General features: G+C 68.9%; 11 protein-coding genes and 1 pseudogene. 7 read left to right on the top strand and 5 right to left on the bottom strand.

Annotated elements, in window-relative coordinates; genetic code table 11:
- Nucleotides 1-78 precede the first annotated feature (78 nt).
- Nucleotides 79-2,538 (bottom strand): SpoIIE family protein phosphatase, encoded by a 2,460-nt coding sequence (locus tag AB0D59_RS00735; protein ID WP_362559079.1) that lies wholly within the window; start codon nucleotides 2,536-2,538, stop codon nucleotides 79-81.
- Nucleotides 2,539-2,940: 402 nt separating this feature from the next.
- Here AB0D59_RS00735 and AB0D59_RS00730 point away from each other — a divergent pair, with 402 nt between their 5' ends.
- A complete protein-coding gene (locus AB0D59_RS00730; protein ID WP_362559077.1) occupies nucleotides 2,941-3,576 on the top strand; it encodes a TetR/AcrR family transcriptional regulator in 636 nt (211 codons plus the stop codon).
- Between the two features lie 114 nt (nucleotides 3,577-3,690).
- Here the strand turns inward: AB0D59_RS00730 and AB0D59_RS00725 are convergent.
- Nucleotides 3,691-4,663, bottom strand: a pseudogene (locus tag AB0D59_RS00725) (cytochrome P450); the annotation flags it as partial.
- Nucleotides 4,664-5,173: 510 nt separating this feature from the next.
- On the opposite strand from AB0D59_RS00725, the gene AB0D59_RS00720 reads away from it, so the two are divergent.
- The 3 genes from AB0D59_RS00720 to AB0D59_RS00710 all read left to right on the top strand — a co-directional run bounded on the left by AB0D59_RS00720 (nucleotide 5,174) and on the right by AB0D59_RS00710 (nucleotide 6,275).
- Entirely contained in the window at nucleotides 5,174-5,428 is a 255-nt protein-coding gene (locus AB0D59_RS00720; protein ID WP_362559075.1) for a hypothetical protein, read from the top strand.
- A gap of 27 nt (nucleotides 5,429-5,455) precedes the next feature.
- On the top strand, nucleotides 5,456-5,875 hold the full coding sequence (locus AB0D59_RS00715) for an SsgA family sporulation/cell division regulator (RefSeq protein ID WP_362559072.1): 420 nt from the start codon (nucleotides 5,456-5,458) through the stop codon (nucleotides 5,873-5,875).
- Nucleotides 5,876-5,945: 70 nt separating this feature from the next.
- On the top strand, nucleotides 5,946-6,275 hold the full coding sequence (locus tag AB0D59_RS00710) for an NIPSNAP family protein (RefSeq protein ID WP_362559069.1): 330 nt from the start codon (nucleotides 5,946-5,948) through the stop codon (nucleotides 6,273-6,275).
- A 656-nt stretch (nucleotides 6,276-6,931) separates the two neighbouring features.
- Here AB0D59_RS00710 and AB0D59_RS00705 read toward each other — a convergent pair.
- Nucleotides 6,932-7,597: a TetR family transcriptional regulator gene (locus AB0D59_RS00705; protein ID WP_362559066.1), complete on the bottom strand. Its 666-nt coding sequence runs from the start codon at nucleotides 7,595-7,597 to the stop codon at nucleotides 6,932-6,934.
- A 200-nt stretch (nucleotides 7,598-7,797) separates the two neighbouring features.
- On the opposite strand from AB0D59_RS00705, the gene AB0D59_RS00700 reads away from it, so the two are divergent.
- From AB0D59_RS00700 to AB0D59_RS00690, 3 genes are all read left to right on the top strand, one after another.
- Complete coding sequence (locus AB0D59_RS00700) at nucleotides 7,798-11,013, top strand: cytochrome P450 (protein ID WP_362559063.1); 3,216 nt, start codon at nucleotides 7,798-7,800, stop codon at nucleotides 11,011-11,013.
- Nucleotides 11,014-11,145: 132 nt separating this feature from the next.
- Entirely contained in the window at nucleotides 11,146-12,192 is a 1,047-nt protein-coding gene (locus AB0D59_RS00695; RefSeq protein WP_362559060.1) for a zinc-binding dehydrogenase, read from the top strand.
- Between the two features lie 265 nt (nucleotides 12,193-12,457).
- Nucleotides 12,458-13,147, top strand: coding sequence for a TetR/AcrR family transcriptional regulator (locus tag AB0D59_RS00690; protein WP_362559058.1), 690 nt, complete (start codon nucleotides 12,458-12,460; stop codon nucleotides 13,145-13,147).
- A 51-nt stretch (nucleotides 13,148-13,198) separates the two neighbouring features.
- On the opposite strand, the gene AB0D59_RS00685 is transcribed toward AB0D59_RS00690, so the two are convergent.
- A complete protein-coding gene (locus AB0D59_RS00685; protein WP_362559055.1) occupies nucleotides 13,199-13,849 on the bottom strand; it encodes a TetR/AcrR family transcriptional regulator in 651 nt (216 codons plus the stop codon).
- Between the two features lie 512 nt (nucleotides 13,850-14,361).
- The gene (locus AB0D59_RS00680) at nucleotides 14,362-14,997 is read right to left on the bottom strand and encodes a TetR/AcrR family transcriptional regulator (protein WP_362559052.1); all 636 of its coding nucleotides are present in this window, start codon (nucleotides 14,995-14,997) and stop codon (nucleotides 14,362-14,364) included.
- Nucleotides 14,998-15,019 lie beyond the last annotated feature (22 nt).

The raw sequence follows: 15,019 nt of genomic DNA, 5'->3' as shown, positions 1-15,019 counted from the left end.
CTGGTTTCCTTTGCGAGAGCCTGCGGCTCGAGAGATCGGCATGCTGTGGCGGCCGTCGGCCGCCCGGTCGGCAGCGCGTCACACCGCAACGGCTTTGGAGGGCAGGTCTTGTTCGGCCCAGACGACCTTGCCGTCCGTTGCGGAGCGGGACCCCCACCTGCGGGACAACTGAGCGACGAGGAAGAGACCGCGGCCGTTCTCGTCGATGATGTGGGGATGGCGGGGGCGTGGGTGGCTGGTGTTGCTGTCGGAGACTTCGCACGTCAAGACCTGGTGGTGGATGAGCTGTAGGCGGATCGGCCCGCCGCCGTAGCGGATTGCGTTGGTGACCAGTTCACTGACGATCAGCTCCACGGTGGCCACCAGATGCTCAAGCCCCCATTCGCTGAGCTGATGGGCGGCTGCCTGCCGGGCGACGCGGACAGTGGCCGGATCGTTCGGCAGTTCCCAGGAGGCGACCTGGGCCGGTTCGAGTCCGCGAGTCCGGGCGAGGAGCAAGGTGACATCGTCGGCCGAGGCCTGAGTGGGCAAGGTCTCGATCACCTGAGAGCACAGGTCTTCCAGGGACGAACCGGCCTGTGCCAGGGCGGCGCCCAGGCGATCCAGGCCCACGTCGATGTCGTCGTCGCGGGACTCGACCAGACCGTCGGTGTAGAGCGCGAGCAGAGTTCCCTCGGGCAGTTCCAGTTCCACGGACTCGAAGGGGATCAGACCGAGGCCGAGGCCGAGCGGGGCTCCGGCGGGCACGTCGGGGAAAGTGATATGGCCCTGCGGGTCGATGATCGCGGGCGGGGGATGCCCGGCCCGCGCCATCGTGCACCGCCGGGTGACCGGGTCGTAGACGGCATACAGGCAGGTGGCGCCCACCGCCGCGGGGAACTGGTCCGGAGCGTCGGCGTCTTCCTCGCTCAGCCGCCTGACCGTGTCATCGAGGTGCCTCAGCAGTTCGTGGGGAGGCAATTCCATGTCCGCGAGCGTGCGGACGGCGGTGCGCAATCGGCCCATCGTCGCCGCGGCGTTGATGCCGTGTCCGACCACATCTCCGACGACGAGGGCCACCCGGGCGCCAGACAGCTTGATCACGTCGAACCAGTCGCCCCCCACGCCGTGGTCCATGTCAGCCGGCACGTAGCGCGAGGCCACATCGAGGGCGGCGCCGCCTCCCACATGCTGGGGGAGCAGGTCGCGTTGGAGCGTCAGGGCCGCGGTGCGTTGGCGAGCGTACTGGAGAGCGTTGTCCAGGCTGAGCGCGGCCCGGGTGACGAGCTCCTCGGCGAGGAGGAGGTCGTCCTCCTGGAAGGGCGTCGGTTCCGTGGAGCGGCCGAACAGCGCCAATCCCAGCACGCAGCGCCGCGCACGGATGGGTACGACCATCAAAGAGTGGATCCCGCTGTCACGGACCTTCTGCGCTCGCGATGGGTCGTGGTCGACCCATGGGCCGGCATGGGTGTCCAGCACCGGTTCCAGGTAAGACCTGCCCGTGCGCAGGGCGGCGGCGAATGACGAGGTCGGGGGGACGTGGATCACCTCTTCGCGCACCGCCGGCAACTCCAGGACACCTTGTTCGGTGGAGGCCACCCCGGCACGGCGCAACACAGGGCGGTCGCTCGTCGTGCCGATCCGCGCCGAGGGCTCCACGCCGAACGGAACCGACTCCACCAGGTCGACGATGGCGTGGTCGGCCAGCAGGGGCACGGCAAGGTCGGCCAGTTCCTGACCGGTCTGCATCAAATCGAGGGTGCTGCCGATGCGCGTGCTGGCTTCGCTGAGGATGGCAAGGCGCTCGCGCGCCCGCCGATTGCCGGTGACATCCACGCTCATGGAGCACACGCCCAGTGCCTTGCCGTCCGCGTCCTGGAGGCAGAAGAACGAGGCCGAGAACACGTGCGCCCGGCCCCGGTCCGCCGGCGGCCACGCCCGGTATTCGTGGACCTTGGTGGGGCCGCTCTCCAGCACCTGCCGCATCACTGACTCGAGCGCTTCCGCCTCGAAGCCAGGGATCAGATCTTTCAGGCGGTGTCCGAACCATCGGTCACGAGGAACGCCAACGTGGCGCTCCATGGCGTCGCTCACCCAGGTACAGCGCAGCTGCGGGTCATAGACGGCGATGCCGATCGGTGCGTGGGCCAGGAGCGACTCCCGCACAGCTCCGTTGGAAGCCCCCGAGGACAGGGTGCCTATGTCGGTCACGGACACCAGCCACCGGGTGCTGGCGTCCTGCCCCCACAGCAGCGAGATCCGCAGCGTCATTTTGATGGCGTGGCCGTCGCGGTGGCGGACCGTCACGGTGCCGGACCAGCCATTCTGGGCACGGCACTGCTCGGCAAACGTTGCAGCACTCGGGGCGTCCTCGGCGGGCGGCAGCACGTGTGCGGCGGACCGGCCCACCACTTCCCTGGCCGAGTACCCGACAAGCTGCTCAGCGGCGTGCGTCCACCCCACCAGGGTCCCCTCCGCATCGAGCATCGCTATTGCCGCATCGGGTATCTCTCGGGGGCTCACCGGCTCGGCGAGTGGCGTGTGGTCGGTGTTCGTCATCCGGTTCTTCCCATTCGGTGCGGAGGTGTGAGACAGCGTCGGCGTGTACGGCGTCGGGCCGATCTGTAGCCGTGGTGGAACGGTGTTGGCCGGGGGCTGAGGAGCGCCCCGGCGGGACCGGCCGCGCCGGACGTGTGATGGAGCGCGCGACCTCACCGATGGTTGAGTGGTCCACCGGCGCGACTTCTGCCAACCTTGGGCCACTTTGTCCAGTTCTGATGAAATAGTCAGATACGAGCGCTTCATCGTCAAGTCCCCCGGAATTGATCAAAGCGTCAGATGTGACAGTGCGCTGTCACGTCGCGCGACCGCAGGGCCGGAATTGGTGGGCGAGAGTGGACGCCCGAGGTGGGTGGGTGCAATGATGAATCCATCAGAATTGCTGCTCTTATTCATGGGAGCATGCCGATGCCAGCCCCACGCAGGAACCGATTCGAACGCCGTCGTGCCGAGACCCGCCGCGCACTCGTCCGCGCCGCGCGGCAGATCCTGGCCGAGTCTGGTGGCGCCGGCGCCAGCATCCATGCCATCGCGGAGCGGGCGGACGTGGGCCTCGGCTCCTTCTACAACCACTTCGCGGGCAAGCCGGACCTGTTCGACGCGGCCGTGGCCGATGCGCTCGAGGAGTACGCCCAAGCCGTCGACGAACGCTTGCACGGCGTCGATGATCCCGCCGAGCGCCTCGCTGGGGGCGTGCGGCTTAGCGCGCGCATGGCCGAGTCATACCCGGAGATCATGCAGATCCTGTGCCACAGCCAGCTCGGTCGGATATGCGCCGGCGACGGACTGGCTCCGCGGGCGAAGCGCGACGTGGAGGAGGGCATGGCCGCAGGCCGGTTCACCGTGCTCGACCCGGTGATCGCCCTGACCGTGCTGAACGGCAGCCTGCTGGCGCTCCTGGAGCTGTGGTCCAACCAGCCCGAGGCCGACAGCGACCAGGCCGCAGGCACCATGGCCGAGATGATCCTGCACATGCTCGGCCTCGCCCCGGATGAGGCCCGTGACCTCGCCCGGCGGCCCCTTCCCGCTGCAGCGTGAAGAGGATCGTGTCGCGCACCGGTCGACTGGCGCCGACTCCGCACCGGCTCCCGCGGCCTGCGTAATGGACCGGGGTGGCTGGTCTCTCTCGCCTGTTGTCGCCGCCCCTCAGCCTCAGAGTTGGATGGGCAGGTGGCGGGGTCCGCGGAGCATGGCGTTCTGGCGGTAGGGGGGCGGGTCCTGGGCCAGGCGTGCCGTGCCGAGGTGGGGGAGCAGTGCGCCCAGCGCGGCTTGGGCTTCGATGCGGGCGAGGGGTGCGCCGTAGCAGACGTGGTTGCCGCTGCCGAAGCCGAAGTGCTCGTTGTCCGGGCGGGTGGGCTCGAACCGGTCGGGATCGTGGAACCGCCTGGGGTCGCGGTTGCCCGAGGCCAGCACCAGAACGACGGGGGTACCTTGGGCGATCGGCTTACCGGCGACGTCGATGTCGGCGAGCGGGAGGCGCTCACGGACGTGGACCGGAGGTTCGTAGCGCAGCAGTTCCTCCACCGCTCGCGGCAGCAGGTCGGGGTCACGGCGCAGCTGGTCCAGGTGCTCGGGGTGGCGCAGCAGGGTGAGCACCCCGTTGGTGATCAGGTTGACCGTGGTCTCGTGTCCCGCGATGAGGAGCAGCACGGCGGTTTCCGCGAGTTCCTCCTGGGTGAGCCGCAGGGCCGGGTCCGGTTGACGAAGGCGGAGAGCATGTCGTCGCTCGGCTTGCCACGGCGCTGTTCGGCGAGGTTCACCAAATACCCGCCCATCTCGATGCGCGCCTGGTCGCCCGCCTTGTCCGTCTCGGTGGTGTCCTCCTCGGGCTTGACGTCGGCGGCTGCGACCAGAGCGTCGGACCAGGCCCGGAACAGCGGCTCGTCCTCGCGCGGTACGCCGAGCAGGCGGCAGATCACCGTGACGGGCAGTGGGTAGGCGAAATCAAGTCGACGACGTCGATCTGCCGGCCCGCCTCGAAGGACTCCATCAGTTCCTTGGTGATCCGGTCGATCTCGCCGCGCATGGCGTCGACCCGGCCCGGGATGTGCGGCGGGCCGAACGGCCGCATGGCGAGGGTGCGCAGCCTGTGGTGCTCCGGGTCGTCGAGCCGCAGGAACGGCGGCTTGTGTGTCTCCTTCCGTTGTCGCACCCCTCGTTTCCAGCATGGGGCCGGACCCGGGCGCCCGCATGCCACGGCTCCGGAGACGGAAATCCCGGGCGGCTCGTCCCTCAGGGGCGAGGGCTCAGCCCAGGACGTGGTCGAGTCCGAAGGCCGCGCCGATGAGGGAAAGGTGGACGAACGCCCGGGAATTGCTGGCAAGTTGCTCGCCGGTGTGGCTGATCTCCGCGGCGCATAACCCGAGATGGTCGGTTCAGGTGAGCATCTTCTGGAAGGCCAGGCGGACTTCGTCCAGGCGGCCGAAGCGGTCTGGGCGAGGACGTCGAGCTGGTCATGCCGCTGCCGGCCGTGCGGGCCATTTTCGCCGCCTCGACAGTTCCATACGTCGTATGGTAATCCTGATGGAGTGCTTCCATACGCCGTATGGAAGAGTCTGCTCGGACCACGCCGGGCGCCGCACTTCGGCTGCATACAGCCGATAGTGCAGATCGCACCAATCGGGAAGGAAAGACCATGAAGAAGCTCACGAGGCGCGTTGCCGTCACCGCTTTCTCCGTGGCGGTCGCGGGGGTCGCCGTTCTCGGCGCCGGGGGCACCGCTTCGGCCGCGACTTCTCCATCCGCGCACGTCCAGCGCCCGGCCTTCAGCGTCAACGCCGGCGACTACCGCTGGGACCACGGTGTCGGCTACCTGCTCGAACTGGGCTACTCCTGGGACGAGATCCATGGCTGGCACCACGATGGCCGGGCTGAGATCAGCGGTCGCTGACCGCCGCCCAGTCAGGAGTGGAAGTCGATGGAGTCTTTGAAGACCGTCATGCAGGGGGTGGCCGTGCAGCTTGTCATCTCGCGCACCTACTCGCTGTCCATGTGTATGAACCTGCGGTTCGAGCCCACTGATCCCTATGTCGTCCGTGCCGCCTTCTTCACCGACACGGACGAGCCGGCCGAATGGGTCCTGGGGCGTGATCTTCTGGCCGACGGCCTGACGGGTTCCGCAGGCTGTGGGGACGTCCGGTTCTGGCCGGCCGTCGGCCGTGGTGACCAAGCGATGTACATCGTCCTCGGGTCTCCCGCGGGCATCGCCTTGCTCGAGGTTCCCGTGCAGGATGTCAGGACCTTACTAGAGGACACGGAGGCGCTGGTGCCACGGGGCACCGAGTCCGGACACATCGACTGGGAGCTCGAACTGGCGAACCTGTTCGCGAAAGGTTGAGAGAAGCCTCCCAACCGCCGTGCCGCTGGGGATCTTTGTCTCGGCAGCAGAAGAGAAGGAAAGAGTGTTCATGTCCCAGTACCAGCTTCGTGTCTACACACTGCGCAGCCCTGAGGCGCTCGTCGCCTACGAGAACATCTGGTCCAAGCACATTCCCGGTATGGCCAAGCACAGGATCGCCACGCACGGCGTTTGGACGGTGCCCGCAGCTGCCGGGAGTGAGGCGCCCCAGCTTTACGCCCTCGTTTCCTACCGGGACGCCGACGACGTTCAGGAGCGGTTGCAGGCGTACCTGTCCAGCCCTGAATTCCGCGCGGACATGGAGGGCTTCGACATCAGCCAGATCGTCGGCGTCGCCGAGTCCGTGCTGACGCCCACCGCCGACTCACCCTTGCGGTGACAGGTACTGAGCCGCTCGAAGTCCGCGGCGACCTTCTCGGTCGATTCAGAACGCCGCGCAACTCCGCCAAGGCGCTCGCCGGACGGCAACGGGCATGGACGAGATCGGCGAGGTCGGGGGACGGTTGAAGTTGCCGAAGACCCGGTTGAGTGCCCGTCAGTACGGGCGACCGACGCCCGGTGACATGGAGGCCCAGCCGACCGGGGGTGAACACGTACCGGCGGCACCGTGAGCCAGGCTGCTGCCGCGTCCGAAGCTCGGCCGGCCGAGTCATGCGCGGGTCGTCGCCCGGAGTGCGAGCGAGCCGCACGGCAGCGTCCAGGGCCCTGGCCACTGTCGGACGCTGCGGTTCCTGGGACCGTACGAGACCGCGGACCACGCACACCATCCAGGCCAGCGAATCAGCAGCAAGACTGAGCGCGAGGTGGCGTAGGGCAGGGTGTGCCCGTAGAGCGCGCACGTGGATCCGCCGATGGTGTAACCATCAGGTCGGCCACAGATCGGTCGCCCGGGCCCAGCCGCAGCACACCGCGCATCTGCAACGGCCGAGTGGAGAAGGCCTCTTGGGGATGAGATGAGCGCCTCCCCCTGCGCGGCAGCCTGCGCCCGCCCGACCACGGGCCGGCCTCAGGCCGCAACGCTTCAGGACTGCAAAATCAATGGCCGGCGCCCTGGCCGTCACCGTCGGTGATGAGTCGGCTTTCCATGCCCGTGATGATCGTGTCCATCACCAGGCGGAACATGCGGTCCTCCTCAGGGCCTGCGTCCGCGGGCCCGTCTTCGCCGGCAGCGGGGCCGGCGGGCTCGAGGTTCGACCACTGGTGAAGCGCGCCGTTGAGTTCGGCGGTGAGGACACCGATGACGACCGCGCACATGAGAGCGGCGATCGGCCGGATCTCTGAGTGCGGCACCCTTGCGGCGTCCAGTGTCGCGGTGAGCGCAGCCCAGAACGGGTCTTCGGGCTGGATGAAGTCCGGCTGGCTGAACGAGTAGGCCATGAGGTTGGGGTGGCGGTGCGCCAGCGTCCGGAAATCTGTGGCGAGCAGGCGGATGCGCTCCTGCCAGGCAGCGTCTTCCAGGGTCACGGTGCGGAACTGGCCGCCGACCGTCCTCGCCACGCCGCGCAGCAGGGCGCCCCTGTTCGGTACGTGGTGGTACAGCGACATCGGGTTCGCATCCAGCGCGGTCGCGAGTTTGCGCATGGTGAGCGCCTCGACCCCGTCCGCGTCGATGAGCCGCAGGGCGGCTGCATAGATCCCGGTCTCAGTCAGGGGCACGTCTCTCTTCCTTGTTCCCCGCGGGGGAAGCTTCGCCTTTGTCATACGCCGTACGGTAGCGGTTTCGTACGGCGTATGGAAATGAGCTGGACCGCGCGGTGACGGAGTAGACACTTCTGCGGCCCGGGTTGCGCTCGACGTTCCATACGGCGTACGGTTCTTTTCCGTACGGCGTATGTTTCTGTGGTGCACCGCGGCATCGACCGGCACCCTTGCCCATCCCTCTCCGCACAAAGGAGCAAGCCATGACCACGTCGAACGACCTCCGCCCCATTCGGTCCCCGCGCGGGATACCCCTGCTCGGCCACACGCCGCAGATCCCCAGCACCAACCCGGTGGAGTACTTCGGCGAGCTGTCCAAGCAGTTCCCCGAGGGCATCTACGGCATGGACATCGCCGGCATCGAGCAGGTCTTCGTCTACGACCCGGACCTGGTGGCCGAGGTCTGCGACGAGACGCGGTTCTTCAAGCAGATCGAGAAGACGCCGCTGCATCACGTCCGGGACTTCGCGGGAGCGGGCCTGTTCACGGCCCACCAGCACGAAGAGGAATGGGGTATGGCGCACCGTGTCCTCATGCCGGCCTTCAGCCAGCGGGCCATGAAGGCCTACTACGGGCAGATGCTGGAGATCGCCCAGAACCTGGTAGGCAAGTGGGAGCGCAGGGAGGGTCAGCCGGTCAACATCACCGACGACTACACCCGGCTCACCCTGGACACGATCGCCCTGTCGGGGTTCGGCTACCGGTTCCAGTCCTTCGACAAGGAGGAGCTGCACCCCTTCCTCAACGCGCTGCTGGGCGCGCTGGTGGAGTCGCTGCGGCGCTCGCAGGAGCTGCCGATGATGACCAAGTTCCGCAAGGCGGACGACAAGAGGTACCGCGAGAACATCCAGCAGATGCAGGAACTGGTCGAGAGCGTCATCAAGGAGCGCCGCCAGGGGAAGGGCAGCGGTGAGGAGGACCTTCTGGGGCTGATGCTGGAGGCCACCGACCCGGAGACCGGCAAGCTGCTGGCCGACGACAACGTCCGCGACCAGGTGCTGACGTTCCTGATCGCCGGTCACGAGACCACCAGCGGCCTGCTGTCGTTCGCCACCTACTCGCTGATGCGCAACCCGCACGTCCTGGCCCAGGCCTACGCGGAGGTGGACCGGCTGCTGCCTGGCGACACCGTGCCGGACTACGACACGATCATGAAGCTGGACGTCATCCCGCGCATCCTGGACGAGACCCTGCGCCTGTGGGCTCCCATCCCGGCATTCGGCAAGGCCCCGCTGGAGGACACCGTCATCGGCGGCCGCTACCAGCTGAAGAAGGGAACGCGGGTCAACATCCTCGAGGGCCCGCTGCACAGCCACCCCAAGGCGTGGGAGCGGCCCGAGGAGTTCGACATCGACCGCTGGCTGCCGGAGAACCGCGCCCAGCAGCACCCGCACGCCTACAAGCCATTCGGCAACGGCTTGCGTGCCTGCATCGGCCGGCAGTTCGCGCTCACCGAGTCCCGTCTGGCCCTCGCGCTGGTGCTGCAGAAGCTCAAGTTCTCCGACACCAGCGACTACAAGATGGACGTCAAGGAAGCGCTGACGCGCAAGCCCAGCGACTTCCAGCTGGTCGTCCGGCGCCGTCAGGAACACCAGCGGACCGTCTTCGGCGCCGTGGACCTGCAGACCGACGACACGCAGGCGCAGGCCGCGGTCAGCGGTGTCGGGGTGAACCTGACCGTCGCCTACGGCTCCAGCCTTGGCTCTTGCGAGGACTTGGCGCGCACCATCGCCGACCGCGGCGAGCGCTCCGGCTTCGGCACCACCCTCACCAGCCTGGACGAGCTGGGCGACAACCTGCCCACCGAGGGCCTGCTCGTGGTCGTCGCCGCCAGCTACAACGGCAAGGCCCCCGACAACGCCCAGCGTTTCGACGACCTGATCGCCGCCGGGCTGCCCGAGGGCTCGCTGTCGAACGTGCGGCTCGCGCTGCTGGGCGCCGGCAACACCCAGTGGGTGGCCACCTACCAGGCCTTCCCCAAGCGGATCGACGAAGCCCTGCTGGCCGCCGGCGCCACCCCCATCATCGAGCGCGGCATCGCCGACGCCGCCGGTGACTTCGACGGCATGGCCACCCGCTGGATGGACACCCTGTGGACCACCCTGGCCGAGGAGTACGCCGCCGACACCTCCGACGCGAGCGGCACGCGCTACCAGGTCCAGCTGCTCACCGAGGCGGACGTGCGCCCCGCGATCGTCTCCGAGCACGCCTACCCCCTCACGGTGGTGGCCAACGAGGAACTCGTGGCCGACGCGACCGGGCTGTGGGACTTCAGCCTCGAGCCGCCGCGCCCGTCGGCGAAGTCCATCACCATCGAGCTCCCCGAGGGTGTCACCTACGACACCGGCAACCACCTGGCCGTCTTCGCCAAGAACGAGCCGGCACTGGTCAACCGCGCCCTCGCCCGCCTCGGCGTCGACCGCGACCAGGTCCTGCGCCTGGACCAGCCGGCCGGCGGCCGCACCCACCTGCCGGTAGGCGCCCCCGTCACCGCAGGCCTGCTCCTCACTGAGTTCCTGGAGCTGCAGGACGTGGCGACCCGCACCCAGGTGCGCATCCTGGCCGAGCACACCGAGTGCCCGTGGACCCGGCCGCAGCTGCAGGCCTACACCGCCGACACCCAGGAAGCCGAGGAGCGCTACCAGAACGAGATCCTCGGCAAGCGCATCTCCGTGCTGGGCCTGCTGGAGCGCTTCCCCGCGGTCGAACTGCCGCTGGCCGTGTTCCTGGAGATGACGGGGCCGATCCGTCCCCGCTTCTACTCCATCTCCTCCGCCCCGCTGGCCAACCCGCGCCACGTGCGCCTGACTGTGGGCCTGCTGGAAGGCCCGGCCCTGTCCGGCGACGGCCAGTATCGCGGCACCTGCTCTTCCTACATCGCCGGACTCGAGCCCGGAGACGTCTTCTACGGCTACGTGCGCGTGCCCTCCCCGACCTTCGCCCCGCCGGCCGACCCCGCCACGCCGCTGATCCTCATCGGCCCCGGCACCGGCATCGCGCCGCTGCGCGGATTCCTGGAGGAGCGCGCCTCGCAGCAGGAGAACGGTACCGAGGTGGGCCTGTCGCAGGTCTTCGTCGGCTGCCGCCACCCGGAGCACGACTACTTCTACCGCCAGGAGATGCAGGCCTGGGAGCAGTCCGGGATCGCACAGGTCCACACCGCCTTCTCCGCGGTGAGCGGCCACCCGGCCCGGTTCGTGCAGAACGCCATCGCCAACGCCGCCGACACGGTGTGGCAGGCCATCGAAGACGGCGCGTACATCTACGTCTGCGGTGACGGCCGCCGCATGGCACCCGCCGTCCGCGAGGCCCTCGCCGCGATTCACCGCCAGCGGACCGGCAGCGACGACGAAACCGCCCAGCAGTGGCTCGCCCAGCTCGAAGCCGACGAGCACTACCAGCAGGACGTCTTCGCCTGACCCCGACGCCGGGAGGCGTGCGGCCGTCCAGCCACCCCGCACGCCTCCCCGGCCACCACAAGCCCGCCCGACACCACACGGCACCGATCGGCCCGAATCGCCGGGAGTGCCACTCACAGAAGGAAGATCACCATGGACACCATGCTCGCCGGACGCTTCCACCTGGACAGCAAGAAGTTCGTCGTGGAGGAGGTCCCCGTCCCCGTGCCGGGTCCGGGCGAGATCCTCATCGAGGTGAAGGCTGCAGGCGTCTGCCTTTCGGACGTCCACCTGATCGACGGCTCCCTCGTCCCGCTGTTCGCCACCTCAGACGTGGTCACCGTCGGTCACGAGGTTTCGGGCGTGATCCACACCCTCGGCCCCGACCTCAAGCGCGGCCTGACCGTCGGCACCCGCGTCACCCTGGAGGCCGGCAAGACCTGCGGCCAGTGCGCCGGCTGCGTGCGTCGCCGCCCCTGCACCCAGATGCTCACCGCCGGCATCGACTACGACGGCGGCTGGGCCCAGTACACCCTCGCCCGCGAGGACACCCTCATCTCCATCCCCGACAGCCTCCCCTTCGACCAGGCCGCGATCATCCCCGATGCGGTCTCGACCCCCTACGCCGCCGTCGTCGCCACCGCCGGAGTACGCCCCGCCCAGTCCGTCGGCGTGTGGGGTGTGGGCGGAGTCGGCGCACACAACGTACGCCTCGCCCGCCTGGTCGGCGCCGCACCGATCATCGCCGTCGACCCGCTGCCCAGCGCCCGGGAACGCGCCCTGGCCTTCGGCGCGGACATCGCACTCGACCCGACCGCCGACGACTTCGCCGACCAGGTGCGCGCCGCCACCGCCGGACGGGGCCTCGACTTCGCCTTCGACTGTGCCGGCGTGCCCGCCGTCCGCGAGCAGGCCGCCTCCTCACTCGGCCTGGGCGGCTCCCTCATCCTGGTCGGCATCACGCCCAGGCCCCTCACCATCACCGAGGGCCTGACCTTCAACTACATGCAGAAGCAGGTGCGCGGCCACTACGGCGGCTACCCCGAGTCCGTCACCGAGCTCGTGCAGCTGACCGCAGCCGGCCGCCTCGACCTCGCCCCCTCCATCACGGACCACATCCCGCTCGCCGACGCCGCCGACGCGACCCACCGACTGGAGAACAAGATCGGCGACCCGATCCGCCTCATCCTCGTCCCCTGACACGTCCAGCGGGACATCAAAGCCACCTCGGGCAGGGGTGAGTGGGCGCCGGTGCTTGAGGGAGCACCGGCGCCCACGGCTTTCCGGCATCTGCTGGCCTGGCACGCGCCGACTCCGGGCCAGGTGAGGTCGGGCAGGGGCGCGGCGCCGAGCTGACTCCTCCCTCCAAAGGCCGCGGAACCCCGCTGCCGCCGACTCGTAGCCGGGCGCCAGAACCCGGTGTCCTCCGTAGCGGCGCACATGATCCGAAGTGGAGATGGGAATCATGCAGATGGCCGATGCCCTGGGCCGTACTCCGCGGCGCAGTGATGCTCGCTCAAATCGCACACGTATTCTCGCGACCGCTCGGCAGAAACTGGGGGACAACCCCGACGCGAGTCTCGACAGCATCGCTCAGGCGGCCAGCGTCGCGCGGCGCACCCTCTACGGACACTTCTCCAGCCGGCAAGCGCTGGTCGCCGCCCTGACGCAGGAAGCAGGCCAAGCGCTTCAACAGGCGTTCGCCACGGCCCGTATTCCAGGTGCCGACCCGCTGGAGGCGACGGCGCGGATGGCCCTGGCGGCATGGGCGGTGGGCGACCAGTACCGCATGCTCATCTCATTGGGCCGCCGCGATCTGGGAGACGAGGCGATCCGAGCCACTCTGGCACCGGCGCGCGAAGAGGCCACCGCGACCGTGCGACGTGGTCAGGACGAAGGCGTGTTCGCGGACCATGTTCCCGCGCCTGTCCTCGCCCTGGCGCTGGAAGCCCTGATGCTGGCCCTCGCCGCGGAGAACGCCGCGTCCAGCTGGGCGGATCCTGCGGGTGAAGCTGCGGTGACCGCGCTCCTGGTCGCCGCCGGCGTAGCACCACAGGTGGCTGCGCTCCGCGTGCGGGACATTCTGCATGAGTCGGAGGGGCATGAACGGCGTTCTGACGTCCGCCGCTTCGCCGCCTCAGCGCGCAGTCACTGAGGCAACGAAGAGTTGTGCGTCAGTCGAGCGCGCGGCAGCCGCTCCGCTCCGTCATGGCTCCTTGCGGGTTCGTGCGATGTGGCTCTCCAAGCCGACGATCGTCGCGTCCAGCGCACAGTTGAACATCGCGTCGATCACGTCCTTAGCGGGTGAGTGGGCGTCTTCCCCGTCGGGGCCGGCTGGTGCCGGCGGCAGGGTGGTCCACCGCTGCAGCGCTCCGGTCAGTTCGCTGACCAGCAGCCCCGTGAAAACCGCGCACAGGGAGGCAGCGACGCGCGGGATCTCCGAGGCCGGCAGTTCCGCGGCAGACAGGATGTTGATGAGCCCCTGCCAAAAGGGGTCCTCCGGCTGGACGTAGTCGGCTCGCGCGAAGGAGTACGCCATCAGTTTCGGATGGCTGTGCGACAGTTTACGGAAGCCCAGAGCCAGTTGGCGCAGGCGGTCCTGCCAGGGGAGGTCCTCCCGCGCCCCCGCCCGGAACTGCGAGCCGACGCGCTCGGCCAGGCCACGCAGCACGGCGTCCTTGTTCGGCACGTGGTGGTACAGCGACATCGGGTTCGCATCCAGCGCGGTCGCGAGTTTGCGCATGCTGAGCGCCTCGACCCCGTCGGCCTCGATGAGCTGCAGCGCCATGGCGTAGATGCCGTCCTTGGTGAGCGGGACGTCCCTCTTCCTGGTCCCCCGGGGAGCCTTCTTTTCCATACGCTGTATGGTACCAGTTGCGACGTATGGAAATCTGGGACGACGCTGCAACGGCGGCTTCCTCGCATCGAACGACGTCCTTGCTCTCCCCCTCTCGCCGCACACGGGCAAGCCCATGACCACCCAGCCCGAGACCGGCCTGCGCCTCACACGGTCCCCGCGCGGAATTCCGATCCTCGGCCACACGCCGCAGATCCCGGTACCAACCCGGTCGCGTACTTCGGCGAGCTTCAAGCAGTTCCCGGAGGGCATCTTCAGCATCACCCAGGGGCCTGCCCCTCAACTACCCGTGCACTCGGGTGTGCGGCCGCTACGGCGGCGCCCCCGAGTCCGTCACCGAACTCGTGCAGCTGACCGCAGCCGGCCGCCTCGACCTCGCCCCTCCATCACCGACCACATCCCGCTCGCCGACGCCGCCTGCGCAATGCGCCGGTCGGCAAACAAGATCGGTGACCCGGTCCGCCGCAGCCTCGCTCTGACGAGTCGTCCAGAGGTCGCCTCGGGCGGGGGAATCAGGTGAGGTCGGGCAGGGCGCGCCGGGTGACCTCACGGGCGTCGTCGGCGGGGACACCCAGCATGCGCAGGACCATCTCGGCCAGGTCCGAGGCCGCCTCGTCGCCGTCGAGGTCGGGGCGGGCCAGCCTCAGCGCCACGAGGGACAGCAGGGTCCCGCCGAGGGCGGACAGGGCGGTGGTCGGGTTGGTGCAGGTGAAGCGGCCCGTGGCGATGCCGATCTCCAGGTCGCGGAGCGCTCGTGGGGACAGGCCGCTCTGGGCGTGAATGTGGGCCAGACCGCGATCACGCAGGATCCGCATGAGTTCCGGATGGGAGTCGGCCATCCGGGCGGTGAGCCGGAAGCCCGCCGCGACGAGTTCGGCCGGGTCCGCGATCCCTTCGACACGCTCGTCGATGGCCTGACCGAACTCCTCCAGGGCGTCCGTCACCGCGGCGTCGAACAGCTCCGTCTTGGACTCGAAGTGGTTGTAGAAGGAGCCGAAACCGACGTCCGCGCGCTCGGCGATGGCCTGGATGCTGGCGCTGGTGTCCCCGGTCTCCGCGAGGATCTGCCGGGCCGCGCGGACGAGCGCCTGGCGGGTCTCGGCGCGGCGTCGCTCGAAGCGGTTCTTGGGCGGGGCTGACGTCGGCATACGGCGAGTGTAACAACCATCG

Source organism: Streptomyces sp. NPDC048417, from assembly GCF_040651615.1.
Classification (GTDB): domain Bacteria; phylum Actinomycetota; class Actinomycetes; order Streptomycetales; family Streptomycetaceae; genus Streptomyces.
The sequence above is the reverse complement of the archived record's forward strand: the minus strand, read 5'-3'. Positions and strand labels throughout refer to the sequence as shown.